The sequence below is a fragment of the Acinetobacter sp. CIP 64.7 genome (assembly GCF_000369745.1).
Lineage (GTDB): Bacteria > Pseudomonadota > Gammaproteobacteria > Pseudomonadales > Moraxellaceae > Acinetobacter > Acinetobacter fasciculus.
Genome location: NZ_KB850179.1, coordinates 1342044 through 1355524, shown reverse-complemented (window position 1 = coordinate 1355524; position 13481 = coordinate 1342044). Strand labels below are relative to the sequence as shown.

Here is a 13481-nt window from a genome sequence, read left to right as displayed (position 1 = left end):
CAACTACCCTCTGTTATTTTCATTCACTTAAGCGCGCGTTTTGCGCTATTGTTTTACTTGAAAATACACCTTCCTGATACTTTTTCCAATCAATCGCAGGCTTTTTTACAATATCTTGTAACGAATTAAGATAGGTCTGGCGAGAAAGTGTGCAGGCGCCCAGGCTTAACAGATGATCGTTCACCAGTTGGCAGTCGATCCAGGGCAGCTTATTTTCCTGTCCAATCAGCATTAAAGTATAGAAAGCCATTTTAGAAACATCAGTTTGCGTACTAAACATGGATTCACCAAAACAGCCTTGACCGATGGTCACACCATAAAGTCCACCCACGACGCGGTCTTCATCCCAGACCTCAATACTATAGCCATATCCTGCGTCGAACATGTCGCAATAGCCTGCGATAATATCTTCACTGATCCAGGTATCGTCTGCATAAGCACGAGGCAATGAACAGGAACGAATCACTCTTTCAAAAGCATGATTGACCGTAATTTTATAGTCCTGCTTTTTCATATTGCGTAGCAGGGATTTGCTTGGATGATAATCTTCGGGGCGAATAATGCAGCGTGGTTCCGGACTCCACCAGCAAATCGGATCACCTTCTGAAAACCATGGAAATAATCCATGTGTATAGGCTTCATAAAGTGTAGAAGGGGAGAGGTCGGCACCAATACAAATCAGTCCTTCACCTTCAGGATCAACCTCGACTGGATTGGGAAAAATGAATTCTGAGGGAGGAAGTAAAGACATGGCAGACCCGACATAAATCTATGGATAAATCATCATCTCATTCTAGCAATAAAAAAGCCGCCCATAATGGACGGCGTTTTTATTCTTGCTGCTTAGTCTAGTTTACCCATCGCATCAAGATATTTTTCCGCATCCAGTGCAGCCATACAGCCTGAACCCGCAGAAGTAATCGCCTGACGATAAATGCTGTCTGCAATATCACCGGCTGCGAATACACCCGGTACCGACGTTTGTGTTGCATTACCTGCAGTACCGCTTTGCACCTGGATATAGCCGTCACGAAGTTCTAACTGGCCTTCGAACATGGTGCTATTTGGCTTGTGACCAATCGCCACAAACATACCCGTCACATCAATGTTTTGAGTAGAGTCATCTTGCGTTGATTTAATACGAACTGAGGTCACACCAGATTGTGCATCACCGAGTACTTCATCGACCTGATGGTTCCAGATAATGCTGATCTTGCCTTCTTTTTCTTTGGCAAATAAATGATCTTGCAAGATTTTTTCGGAACGTAAGGAATCACGACGGTGAACCAGAGTCACGTGAGAAGCAATGTTAGATAAATACAACGCTTCTTCAACAGCAGTATTACCACCACCTACGACCATTACTTTCTGGTTTTTATAGAAGAAACCATCACAGGTTGCGCAAGCACTGACACCTTGACCCATATAGGCTGCTTCAGATTCCAGACCGAGGTATTGGGCAGTTGCACCGGTACAGATGATCAGAGCATCACAGGTGAATTCTTCCATATCGCCTTTTAACACGAAGGGGCGCTGGCTAAGATCCACTTCATTGATATGGTCATACACGATTTCAGTGCCAAAACGCTCTGCATGTGCCTGCATACGTTCCATCAATGCTGGACCAGTCAAACCTTCGGGATCACCCGGCCAGTTATCGACGTCAGTCGTCGTGGTCAGCTGACCGCCCAGTTGCAAGCCTGCAATCAGGGTAGGTTTCAAGTTTGCACGCGCTGCATACACTGCTGCGCTATAGCCTGCAGGGCCAGAACCTAAAATAATCAGTCGTGAGTGACGTGCGCTCATCAGCTGTATCCTTTTTTATTTAGAAATTTATTGAATTATACGTGAAACTGTATAACAGTGGTGTGAGATTAAAGTCGATATTATTGATCATTGAAATCGATTTGGGCTATATAGCATAAGTAACATTGTGCTTGCACAATAGTGCATCTTTTTTCACAGAACAGGTGCATAATATGCATTTTATTGCGTCGCTTTTTTCAAGCATTGAAGCAAAAGAATATTCATGAAGAATTGGTTACAGGACAGTATATGACAGCGGTGTCGAGTGCCTATGCACAGCGCTTAGTAATGACATTATTTTTAGTCTCATTTGGGATTTATCTGTTTCTTGCAACAGTGACCTATACGCCATTTGATCCGGGGTGGATGCATATCTCTAGTGATACGCAGACCGTTTCGAATGCTAGTGGGGTAGCGGGTGCCTGGATTGCAGACCTTTTGTTTGGCTTTCTCGGTTGGGCAAGTCTGCTGATCCCTGTCTATCTGTTTATGGAGGCGATTCAGGTCTGGTGGCCGCGTAGCTTCCTGAACCGGCCATTTCGCTATGCTGCGCAATTCTTCCTGTTGCTGAGCACCTCAGCGCTTTTGTTTTTATTCTGGCAAGTTCCTGCTGATACGCTGGATAATTCTTCCGGCGGTATTATTGGCTATGAATTAGGCCAGAGTCTGGAACAATTGCTGACAGTCTATGGTGCAGCATTCTTCCTGCTAGTGCTTTGGGTGGTGTTATTTACCTTGGCTTTTGGGGTGAAGTGGAACAAGACCTGGAGCAGCCTCAAAGCAACGCCTGCTTATCTACAAGACCTGTTCTACCGTAATGTGCCTGAAGGCATGTCTGATTTTGATCGGACTGCACCTGTCGCCAAAAAAGAGCCAGTCATTAGTGCAAAAAAAGTAGCGGTTGCAGTAACACCTGCGCCTGAGCATCAACTGGTAGAAATAGATCCGGTGGTACGTGATCAGGTGGCTGAACGCTTATTTGATGATTTTGCCGATAAAGAATCACAACAACCGCAGTTTTATGATGATCTTCCCGAAGCTGAGCAGCAGGCTCCTGAGCCAGTCGAGACATTTAAGCAAGTACAGCAAGTGCCTCAACAGCCGGATCGTGTGGTAGCCACAGGCGAGGTGTGGCGTGCCTTACATTCAAATGAAGATCAGCGGCATAAACAGGATATTGATGCCTTACTCAAAGCAGCCGAAGAAGAACAGCTTGATTCTCCAGTCTCACATATAGCTGCTCCACAATCTGTTGCAGCACAGACTCATGCTCATACCAGAACCGCATCGACTTCACATACAGGCCTGGACTGGGATGATGATGAAATCTTTGATGAACTTCTGGCTGCAGTTCCGCAAGGTAAAACTGCGACCGATGTGCATAGTCCATTCAATACAGCGTCAGCCGAAAAGACAGTAAGAATTGTGGAAGACATGACCAATGTTGCACCTGTCATGGCATCTATGGCGACTGCACATGTCGTGAAAAATAGCGCATTACAGGCCGATCTGGATGACCTGGGTGATTTGCTGATTGAAGAAGATGAGCCAAGCCCACCAGTACGTGCATCAAGCTATGCCCAATCTTCTGCATTTGTACAGGCACCAATTCAGCATCAGGGTATAGAGCAACCAGTATCTCCTCCTTCTGCAACTCATGCAGCAGTACGCGAAGCTTTATCTAAAGAAGAATTTGTAGAAGCCTGGCAAGAAACGGCTGGCAAGCCACAGGATGAAGACGAGTTTGATTTTGATGCGCCTTTAACTGATGCTTCAGGCCGTCCGATGTCACGTGCCATGCAGGTGGTTGAGCGCCGTAAAGATTTATCGCCGCTTCCAGGTCTGGATTTACTGGATGAAGTTGATCCCAATAAAAAAGTGAATTTTACCGAAGAGCAGCTGGCACGTTTATCTGAACTTCTTGAAATCAAGTTGCAAGAATTTAATGTCAAAGCCAAGGTGGTAGAAGCACAGCCAGGCCCAGTCGTAACACGTTTTGAACTGGATCTGGCGCCAGGGGTAAAAGCCTCTAAAGTGACGAATATTTCGCGTGATCTGGCACGTTCGATGTCGATGGCATCGGTGCGTGTGGTTGAGGTCATTCCGGGCAAGCCGTATATTGGAATTGAAGTACCGAACAGTACCCGTGAAATGGTCCGTTTAATTGAACTTTTAACTATTCCAGCTTTCACTGATCCGAATAGCATCCTCTCCATGGCAATGGGTAAGGATATTTCCGGTAATCCGGTGATTGCTGATCTGGGTAAAGCACCGCATATGCTGGTGGCAGGGACCACGGGTTCAGGTAAATCGGTGGCGGTGAACTCGATGATTTTATCGATGTTGCTGAAATATACCCCAGATGAATTGCGTTTAATTCTGATCGATCCAAAGCAGCTGGAACTGGCAAACTATAATGATATTCCACATTTGTTGACGCCTGTAGTCACTGATATGAAAGATGCAGTCAGCGCATTGAACTGGTGTGTCAATGAGATGGAACGTCGTTATAAACTGATGTCTTTCCTGAAAATCCGTAAACTGAGCGATTATAACCGCAAGGTGGAAGAGGCGATTGCCAATGGTGAAGATCTGATCGATCCAACATGGAAAGCCAGCGATTCTGTTGTGGGTGAGCGTGCGCCGCGTTTGACGCCGTTGCCTTCCATTGTAATTGTCGCGGATGAGTTCGCGGACATGATCATGCAGGTCGGTAAGAAAGCCGAAGAAATGATTACCCGTCTAGCACAAAAATCACGTGCTGCTGGTATTCACCTGTTGCTTGCGACCCAACGTCCATCGGTGGACGTGATCACCGGTTTGATCAAAGCCAATATTCCAACACGTGTCGCATTACGGGTTAACTCCAAGATCGACTCGCGTACTATTCTGGATGCGGGTGGTGCAGAGGACTTGCTCGGTCACGGTGACATGCTGTTCTTGGGCCCAGGTAAAATCGAACCTGAGCGTGTGCATGGCGCTTTTATTGCCGATGACGAAGTCAACCGGATCTGTGATGCATGGCGTGAACGTGGTTCACCAAATTATGTCGACGAGATCCTGACACCATTCGATGAAGAACCATCTAGCCGTGGTTTTGAAGATGGTGGCGACGGTGGATCAGACCGCGATGCGCTGTATGACCAGTGTGTAGCTTTTGTTTTGGAAACCCGTAAGGCTTCCACTTCATCCTTACAGCGTAAATTCAGTCTGGGCTACAACCGTGCTGCGCGGATCATTGACCAGATGGAAGAAAATGGCATTGTCAGCGGCATGGGGGCCAACGGCAAACGCGAGATTCTGGTTTAGTTTCAGTGTATCTTCAATAAAAAAGCCTGCTTTCAAAGCAGGCTTTTTTATGTATTTTTGACTCAGGCAAACTTCGCTAATACATCCAGAAACTCGGCACTTTGACGCGGGAAAGTGGCAATCACGTCATGAATCCGCTGTCCTTCCGGATTGGTTGCATTGACATCACGGCCATCAGCGACAAATTTCGTCAACAGGCGTTCATAATCGAATGGACGCATATGCTTGAAAGCATGATACAGCACGTGAAAATCAGCATTAACACCTGCAGGAGGAAGCTGATTTAAATAGGCAAATACACGCTCATCTGACCATTCTTCGTTAAAGGTCGCTGGTTGAGATAATGCCATCGCAATTTCCTTGATCTAATGTAGTTTTTTCGGCATGAAAAAAGGCAAAATATGAGACTAGATTAGCAAAGCACTGCTTTGCCTAGTCGCAAGACTTGAAGCTATGCTTCAAGTGGGCGGAATATAGCTAAACTACTATTTCTACCACTCTCATATTTTGCCTTGAATCAATTTACTTGACCAATCAAAAATCAGATTATCGTTCTTCAGGTAAATTGATATTCATTTCAAGCATTTCAATATTGGCTTCAGAACGGACCTGCATTTGAATATGCTGTTCATCGACACCGCGAACATAACGATTGACCACTTGCATGATTTCAGTCTTCATCTGGTCAATTTTGTCCTGGCTCAAGCGACGACCCAAGCCTTGTTCGGATGCAACGATCACCTTCAAACGGTCTTTAGCAGTCCGTGCGCTTGATGGTTTATCCTCGCCACTAAAAAGTTTACTCCAGAATCCTGCCATGTCTACGCTCCAAATAGTCGTGCTAACCAGCCCTTAGGTTTTACCTCGATATGACGGTAAGGACGCTCTTCGCCAAGGAAACGCGCAACCAGATCATCATAGGCCTGACCTGCAGAAGCTTCAGTGAAAAGAATCACCGGCTTACCTTCATTCGATGCCTGTAAAACGCTTGGACACTCAGGAATAACGCCCAAGGTCGGTACACGTAAAATATCCTTAGAAATATCATCAATCGTTAGCATTTCCTGTTTATCGGCACGTTCCGGATTGAAACGGGTAATACACAGATGCTTACGAATGCGACCTTCGTTTTGTTCTACTTTTTTAGTTTTACTGTCGAGCATACCAATGATACGGTCAGAGTCACGTACTGAAGAAATCTCAGGGTTGGTCACAATGATGGCTTCATCCGCATGATACATGGCCAAAATAGCACCACGCTCAATACCGGCAGGCGAATCACAGATAATATAATCAAATTCCTGCGAAAGCTCATCCATTACACGAGCAACACCCTCATCGGTTAAGGCATCTTTATCACGTGTTTGTGATGCAGGTAAAATATATAAATTTTCAATATCTTTATCGCGAATCAGTGCTTGTTGTAATCGTGCTTCGTTATTTAAAACATTCACAAAATCATAAACTACACGGCGTTCACAGCCCATAATCAAATCAAGGTTACGTAAACCTACATCAAAATCAATAACAACAGTTTTGTGACCGCGTAGGGCTAAACCTGTTGCAAAAGATGCACTTGTTGTAGTTTTACCTACACCACCTTTGCCTGACGTTACGACAACAATTTTCGCCACCGAATCCACTCCTGTTATGGTTCAAATCCCCTGTTTAAAATGGGGTTTTTGGTGTTTATTTATACATTAAAATTGTAGAGCTTCAAATACAAGCTCTAGTTGATCATTCAAGTAAATATGCACAGACTTTTTAACTACATGCGGTGGAATGTCATCCGCCACACAATAGGTTCCTGCAATTGAAATCAGTTCAGCTTCGAGGCTATGACAGAAAATGCGTGCTGCAGTATTACCACCCGCGCCCGCAATGACACGGCCACGTGCGCTGCCATAGACATGAATATTGCCCGAAGCAATCACTTCTGAACCACTGTTGATGCCGGCATTAATAATAATGTCGCCATTATGCTGCACGATACATTGACCGGTACGCAGGATTTCATCATGATATGAGGTGATATGCGCGACGATCGGGGCAGCAGGGGCTTGATCATCACTCACCACAGTAGGTTCTGGTTTAACTTCCACGACCTGTTCTTTGGTGGCTTTAACTTCTTCTAACTGGCGATCAGGTGGCAGTACCGGGAACTGAATAGCGCGCGCCTGATCTCCAAGTAAGCCTTCAGTAACAGCCATGGGCTGTACATCCAGACTGATTAATAGTTGAATCAGCGCAATGAGTTCCTGTTCAACTGAACTTTCAATGACTGCCAAAGTGCCGGGTGGAAATGCTGCTTGTAATTTTGGGCTAAGTTGCTGGCGGATTGCATCATGATCATTGGTATCTAAGCTAATGCGTATCGCATTGACCATTCTGCCTTTTATCCGTATATCAGCCATAATTCTTCCTTAAATACTTCTGACGTGCTGGTTTTGTGTCGAAGCAATGTTGTAAATAGTGCAAATCCTAGAACAAATTGCAGTAATTCTCTAGCGATCTCAGTTATTTTTTTATGCGAACAGAACCGGACGGATTGATCTGATTCTGTACTTTAAACTTTACTTATCTATTGAGCTCTGATTTTGCTCATGTTCTTCTAAAATCTGTTGCCACTGTTTGACTTTTACCTGTTTTCGGATTGCTTCAAGTGTTTCAAAAACAGCCGATTCGACCAATTTATCAATATGTGGATTATGTTCAATCTGAATCTGGCTGATTTTATCTGAAATTAGGGTAAAAGTCGGATTTTCTTTTTGACCTGTCTGGGTAAATGGTTCAATCAGTCCTTGCGTAATATTTTCTCCCAAGCGTTGACCAATACTTTGAATTTGCTGTTCAATCCGGCTGCCCACAATTGGAATCAAACGTAATAATTGGGTCAGTTCAGGAGTATCTTCAATCGCCTGATTCACTACTTGCCCTACATTTTTAGCGATCATGGAACGTTGTGACTGTAATTCCTTCCCCAAAGATTCCTGCAAGATATCTGCCAAAGCAATGGCCAGTAATTTACGATGATGTTCCACTAAATCATCAATTAACTGTTTATGTGATGTGCTTGTGGTCAGTTCACGCTTGATACCGTCCAGTACGGTCAGTACCACCCGGCTGGAAAGCTCTTCCATCAGCATGTTGTAATAAAAGTTGCCTTGGCGATACCAGCGATTGGGAATTACTTTATAACCATGGCTATGCAGGTTGTAGCCAATCGCGACCGCACGCAGCAGGCGCAGGAAACGTAGCTGAGGGATAATGGATAAAATTTCATACCAGTGTACAAAAGGGAAGAACCACCAACGTCGATGATGACGCAGGACAATTGCGATAACCCAGCGTGCCAGTAATTCACACACCAAGAAGGTGGTAAACCAGCCCTCGGTAATGATGACCCAAGGGCGTAAATCACTTTTATAAAACTGCAAAATTTCCGGTAAACGAATAAAGTCAAACAACCACTGACCAAAATCGCTCATTAAAATGGCGTTGGCACTGAGACAGAACAGATTGATGATGATTAAAACCATCATGAAAATGTCGTAAATCAGTGCAATTTTCCAGCCCCAGGTTCCTTTACGAACAAATTTAAAGGAGCTGGACGTAATGTCCGGGTTGTCGTTCTTCATAATTACTCGGTTACAGATCCGACTGGGGCTTGGGCAAAGTTCTGCTGCATTTGTGCGATGAGCTGATCTTTTTCAGTCCAGATTTGATCAATCCATTTTTGAAAACGTGCACGATATTCAGCATCATCTTCATAATTGCCGCCCAGTACCCAGTCTGGAATATCAATTTTTCTTAAATTTACCGCAATACGTGGCACTTCACCTAACCAAAATTCACCATAGCCCGGAATACCGTCAGGATAAACAATGGTCATGTCGACCAGCGCATCAATTTTATCGCCGAGAATACTGAGCGCCAATGCCAGACCACCGGCTTTAGGTTTCAGTAAATGTGTGTAGGAAGACTGCTGCTGATCATGCTTTTCTTGGGTAAAACGCGTGCCTTCCAGATAATTTAACAGGGTAAAAGGCTGACTGATCAGCTGCTCACAGGATTTACGTGCTTCTTCCATATCCCGATATTTCAACGCAGGGTTTTTGGCAATCTGTTCCTTGCTATGCCGTTTCATCATCGGGAAGCCTAAGATTTTAAAAGCCTGACCGACAAAAGGAATAAAAATAAGTTCCCATTTAGTAAAGAAGCGCGTCAGGGGCATACGGGTCAGACCGAAGTACTGATTGACAGTAGTATCGACCCAGCTTTGATGATTACAGGTCATCAAATAACGTCCCTGCATATTCAAATCCAGTGATTCATCTACACTGATTTGCCATTGCGTGTTTTTCAGCACATGCTCAATCAGCCAATTATTGACCCCTAACCAGCTGTTGGTAATCTTGATATTGGTTTCATCCACTTTTGCGGATTTTTTAAAAAGTTTGGTTAAACCCAAGGCCAGCACCGGGGGACCATGAAAAAAAGTACTGCCCGTCATGACGGATGTGACCGTCAGGCCACGCGCCAGTTTTTTTAAAGTCGGTTGCTTGTTGCTATTCGATGACATATCCAAACAGTCCCCAGAGATTAATCACTTAAATTTTTTCATATTTTGAGTAATATAGAGACAGTTAGGCAAATAAAAAAGCCTAAACAGGAAACTATGAAGATATTGTGACGAACTACTTGGTTTTAGTTACATATAAACATTACAAAATATTACTAAACGATTTATTATTAACAAAAATTCAATGGTTAGCCCATTCAATTTAAATCATTATCTCGCTTAACAACAAAGCATACAACAAGGAGTCATGCGATGCGTGCACTAGTCATTTCAGCAGCTGTAGCAGGGGCCGTAGCACTTACAGGTTGTCAATCAACTGGTAATAACATCGGTGGTGTGGAATATGATAAAGCTGCTCTAGGTACTTTAATTGGTGCTGCAGCAGGTTACGGTGTTTCTAAAGGCAATGCGAATACCAGCCGTCAAAATAACCGTGCAGCAGCGATTGGTGCTGTTGTTGGTGGTGCAGCGGGTGTGTATCTTGATAACAAAGAGAAAAAATTACGTCAAGCAACAGCGGGTACGGGCGTAGACGTTAACCGTAATGCAGATGGTTCGATTAACCTTGTGATGCCAGGCAGCATTACATTTGATACCAACAAATCAAATATCAAACCAAACTTCTATGGCACTTTAAACAAAGTGGCGCAAGTATTAACTGAAGATAACAAGAGCGGTATTCTTGTAACTGGTTATACCGACAGCACGGGTAATGACTCAATTAACTTGCCATTGTCTCAAGCACGCGCAAATTCTGTAGCGACTTATTTGGCTGGTCAAGGTGTTGTACGTTCACGTATTAATGCTCAAGGTTTAGGTTCAGCGAACCCGATTGCAGACAACACAACTGCTGCGGGTAAAGAACAAAACCGTCGTGTAGAAATCGCGGTATATGCAGTTCAATAATTCTTGAACGCTTAAGAAAAAACCACCTTCGGGTGGTTTTTTTATATCTGAATATTGACCTGATTAATCGTATTTTAAATTAGGCAACTGACGCAGAGATGACTATAATCGGAGCCGAATCTAGAAGAGGAAGCCATATGTCACTCGCCAGTCAGTTAAATGACAAGCAACTTGAAGCCATGAAATACACTCAAGGACCCTTGTTAGTACTTGCAGGAGCGGGTTCAGGCAAGACTTCAGTGATCACGCGAAAAATCGCGTATTTAGTCAAGCATTGCGGGATTCCCGCACATCGTATTACTGCGATGACTTTTACCAACAAGGCAGCACGTGAGATGAAAGAGCGTGTCAGCAAATTGTTGACGCGTGAAGAAAGTAAAGGCGTTTCAGTTTCGACCTTCCATACTTTTGGCCTGAATATGCTGCGCCTGGAGTTGAAACATACCCCACTGAAAAATAATTTCTCGATTCTGGATGCTGACGACTGTAAACGCATTCTGATGGATCTGATGCAGCGTGACAATTTATCCGGTGCAGAAAGCAAAGAACTGATTGCCAAAGCCATGAAAATGATCTCGGACTGGAAAAATGATCTGATTCCACCCGAGCAGGCACATACTACCTGTGAAACTGCCGAAGATGTGCAGTTTGCGCATTTATATCAATTATATGAACGTAATTTGCGTGCCTATAACGCCGTGGATTTTGATGACCTGATTGTGATGCCAACGCGCTTGCTGCAGGAAAATGCCGAAGTTCGTGACAAATGGCAAAATCGCGTGCGTTATTTGCTGGTCGATGAATATCAGGATACCAATACGGCGCAGTATATTCTGGTGAAATTACTGGTTGGCGTGATGGGACAGTTCACCGCCGTAGGCGATGATGACCAGTCGATTTATGCCTGGCGTGGTGCTAAACCGGAAAATATGGCCTTGCTGCAGCAGGATTTTCCTAATTTAAAAGTGATTAAACTGGAACAGAACTATCGTTCGACCAGTCGTATTCTCAAAGCAGCCAACACCGTGATTGGTAATAATCCGCATATTTTTGATAAAAAGCTTTGGTCGGACAAAGGCCATGGTGAAGTGATCCGTGTGATTACCTGCCGCAATGATGATGATGAAGCAGAACGCGTGGTTAAAGACCTGATCACGCATAAATTGATGAACGGTAAAAGCTGGAAAGATTATGCGGTGTTGTACCGCGGCAATTTCCAGGCGCGTATCTTAGAAACCCATCTGCGCCAGATGCAGATTCCGTATAAATTATCTGGCGGACAGTCCTTCTTCGCACGTGCCGAAATCAAGGACATGATGAGCTATTTACGCTTGATCATTAACCCTGAAGATGACAGTGCATTTTTACGAATTATCAATACGCCAAAACGGGCAATTGGTCCGGTAACGCTGGAAAAGCTCGGTCTATTTGCTCAGGAAAATAATCTGTCGCTTCTGGCTGCGGCTGCGGATCAGCGTCTGACCATGGCGATTCCGAAAAAGGCCACGACTCAATTGGCTGAGTTTGCCGATTTTATTGAGGGTTTTACCCGCAATTTACTGGATGATGATGAACCAGTGCCAATTATCCGCCAGATGATGATTGAAGCCGGTTATATCGATTACATCAAGGAAACTGCAGCCACACCAGCGCAGGAAAAGACCAAGCTCGACAATATCGAAGTGCTCTATAGCAGCATTCAAAGCCTGATTAACCGAGCTGAAGATGTTGATGAAAAAAATATTGAAAGTGTGATTCGTAAAATGGTGCTGCTGGACATGCTCGAGCAGCAGCAGGAAGAAGAGGACACCGATAAAGTCAATTTATTGACTTTGCATGCGTCTAAAGGTCTGGAATTTCCTTATGTCTATCTGATCGGGCTGGAAGAAGAAATTCTGCCACATAAAAACTCGATCGCTGCAGAAACGGTCGAAGAGGAACGCCGTCTGATGTATGTGGGGATTACCCGTGCACGTCAGGGACTGACCATTACTCTGGCAGAACAGCGCAAGGCCGGTGGGCAGATGAAGCAAATGACCCCAAGCCGTTTCCTGGATGAATTACCGGAAGATGAGCTGGAATGGTTAGGCCGCAAGAAAAAGCTGGCCGGTAACATCGATCCAAAATTACAAGCCCAACATTATCTTGATAATTTGCGTAATCTTATCAAACGATAAGGTACAAGACTTGCTCTTATTTTAAATGAAACAACAGGAATGAATACATGAAAGTTCAGGTGAAAGTCCTTGACTCGCGTCTTGGTCAGGAATGGCCATTACCGACTTATGCTACGACAGGTTCAGCGGGGCTGGATTTGCGTGCGTGTGTTGCAGAAACCACAATCATTGAACCAGGCCAAACGGTTTTGGTAAAAACTGGTTTAGCAATCTATATTGAAGATCCTGCATTTGCTGGTCTGATCTTGCCACGTTCGGGTTTGGGCCATAAACATGGGATCGTGTTGGGTAACCTGGTAGGTTTAATTGATTCTGATTATCAGGGTGAATTGATGGTATCCGTTTGGAACCGTAGCCAGACGGCATTCAGCTTAGAGCCAGGTGAACGTTTGGCGCAGTATGTTTTGGTTCCTGTGGTGCAGGCTGAATTTGATCTAGTGAATGAATTCGAAGCGACTGAACGCGGTGCTGGCGGTTTTGGTCATACGGGTAAAAACTAAGTTTTAATAATGGCTTACATTCATTAACTGGATGTAAGCCATTTTTAGTTGATTAGATTAAATAGGCTTTGTTGCACAAACCTATCTGTAAAGGCTTTTTCAGCGATATAATTTTCAAATGAAGAAGCCTACACACAAAATCTACCGCACAACCAATTGGCCCGCATATAACCGAGCACTCATGAGTCGCGGAAATATTGC

The 13481-nt window shown here is 44.4% G+C and carries 12 protein-coding genes; 4 read left to right on the top strand and 8 right to left on the bottom strand.

Annotation, left to right across the window (positions count from 1 at the left end; translation table 11 throughout):
• Positions 1-19: 19 nt before the first annotated feature.
• Positions 20-751, bottom strand: coding sequence for a leucyl/phenylalanyl-tRNA--protein transferase (aat, locus tag F890_RS13095; protein WP_004730596.1), 732 nt, complete (start codon positions 749-751; stop codon positions 20-22).
• Between the two features lie 92 nt (positions 752-843).
• Complete coding sequence (trxB, locus tag F890_RS13090) at positions 844-1806, bottom strand: thioredoxin-disulfide reductase (protein WP_004730595.1); 963 nt, start codon at positions 1804-1806, stop codon at positions 844-846.
• A gap of 249 nt (positions 1807-2055) precedes the next feature.
• On the opposite strand from trxB, the gene F890_RS13085 reads away from it, so the two are divergent.
• Positions 2056-5115, top strand: a complete 3060-nt coding sequence (locus F890_RS13085) for a DNA translocase FtsK (protein ID WP_004730593.1) — start codon at positions 2056-2058, stop codon at positions 5113-5115.
• Between the two features lie 62 nt (positions 5116-5177).
• Here the strand turns inward: F890_RS13085 and F890_RS13080 are convergent, their stop codons facing one another.
• The 6 genes from F890_RS13080 to F890_RS13055 all read right to left on the bottom strand — a co-directional run bounded on the left by F890_RS13080 (position 5178) and on the right by F890_RS13055 (position 9697).
• Positions 5178-5465 (bottom strand): PA4642 family protein, encoded by a 288-nt coding sequence (locus F890_RS13080; protein WP_004279254.1) that lies wholly within the window; start codon positions 5463-5465, stop codon positions 5178-5180.
• Positions 5466-5661: 196 nt separating this feature from the next.
• Positions 5662-5934, bottom strand: a complete 273-nt coding sequence (gene minE, locus F890_RS13075) for a cell division topological specificity factor MinE (protein WP_004279256.1) — start codon at positions 5932-5934, stop codon at positions 5662-5664.
• Between the two features lie 2 nt (positions 5935-5936).
• Positions 5937-6749: a septum site-determining protein MinD gene (gene minD / locus F890_RS13070; protein WP_004646120.1), complete on the bottom strand. Its 813-nt coding sequence runs from the start codon at positions 6747-6749 to the stop codon at positions 5937-5939.
• A gap of 66 nt (positions 6750-6815) precedes the next feature.
• On the bottom strand, positions 6816-7529 hold the full coding sequence (gene minC / locus F890_RS13065) for a septum site-determining protein MinC (protein WP_004730591.1): 714 nt from the start codon (positions 7527-7529) through the stop codon (positions 6816-6818).
• Positions 7530-7688: 159 nt separating this feature from the next.
• A complete protein-coding gene (locus F890_RS13060; RefSeq protein ID WP_004730589.1) occupies positions 7689-8753 on the bottom strand; it encodes a hypothetical protein in 1065 nt (354 codons plus the stop codon).
• Positions 8754-8755: 2 nt separating this feature from the next.
• Positions 8756-9697 carry an acyltransferase gene (locus F890_RS13055; RefSeq protein ID WP_004646123.1) on the bottom strand — a complete coding sequence of 314 codons (942 nt, stop codon included), beginning with the start codon at positions 9695-9697 and terminating at the stop codon, positions 8756-8758.
• Between the two features lie 252 nt (positions 9698-9949).
• Between F890_RS13055 and F890_RS13050 the strand changes: the two genes are divergently transcribed.
• The 3 genes from F890_RS13050 (at position 9950) to dut (ending at position 13280) form a co-directional block, all read left to right on the top strand.
• A complete protein-coding gene (locus tag F890_RS13050) occupies positions 9950-10603 on the top strand; it encodes a YiaD family glycine zipper/OmpA-like lipoprotein (protein ID WP_004730587.1) in 654 nt (217 codons plus the stop codon).
• A gap of 137 nt (positions 10604-10740) precedes the next feature.
• Complete coding sequence (locus F890_RS13045; RefSeq protein WP_004730583.1) at positions 10741-12780, top strand: UvrD-helicase domain-containing protein; 2040 nt, start codon at positions 10741-10743, stop codon at positions 12778-12780.
• A gap of 47 nt (positions 12781-12827) precedes the next feature.
• Entirely contained in the window at positions 12828-13280 is a 453-nt protein-coding gene (gene dut / locus F890_RS13040) for a dUTP diphosphatase (protein ID WP_004646127.1), read from the top strand.
• Positions 13281-13481 lie beyond the last annotated feature (201 nt).

Excerpts from the sequence above, each read along its gene's own strand:
- aat (WP_004730596.1), bottom strand. The coding sequence starts at position 751 with ATGTCTTTACTTCCTCCCTCAGAATTCATTTTTCCCAATCCAGTCGAG.
- trxB (WP_004730595.1), bottom strand. The coding sequence starts at position 1,806 with ATGAGCGCACGTCACTCACGACTGATTATTTTAGGTTCTGGCCCTGCA.
- F890_RS13085 (WP_004730593.1), top strand. The coding sequence starts at position 2,056 with ATGACAGCGGTGTCGAGTGCCTATGCACAGCGCTTAGTAATGACATTA.
- F890_RS13080 (WP_004279254.1), bottom strand. The coding sequence starts at position 5,465 with ATGGCATTATCTCAACCAGCGACCTTTAACGAAGAATGGTCAGATGAG.
- minE (WP_004279256.1), bottom strand. The coding sequence starts at position 5,934 with ATGGCAGGATTCTGGAGTAAACTTTTTAGTGGCGAGGATAAACCATCA.
- minC (WP_004730591.1), bottom strand. The coding sequence starts at position 7,529 with ATGGCTGATATACGGATAAAAGGCAGAATGGTCAATGCGATACGCATT.
- F890_RS13060 (WP_004730589.1), bottom strand. The coding sequence starts at position 8,753 with ATGAAGAACGACAACCCGGACATTACGTCCAGCTCCTTTAAATTTGTT.
- F890_RS13055 (WP_004646123.1), bottom strand. The coding sequence starts at position 9,697 with ATGTCATCGAATAGCAACAAGCAACCGACTTTAAAAAAACTGGCGCGT.
- F890_RS13050 (WP_004730587.1), top strand. The coding sequence starts at position 9,950 with ATGCGTGCACTAGTCATTTCAGCAGCTGTAGCAGGGGCCGTAGCACTT.
- F890_RS13045 (WP_004730583.1), top strand. The coding sequence starts at position 10,741 with ATGTCACTCGCCAGTCAGTTAAATGACAAGCAACTTGAAGCCATGAAA.
- dut (WP_004646127.1), top strand. The coding sequence starts at position 12,828 with ATGAAAGTTCAGGTGAAAGTCCTTGACTCGCGTCTTGGTCAGGAATGG.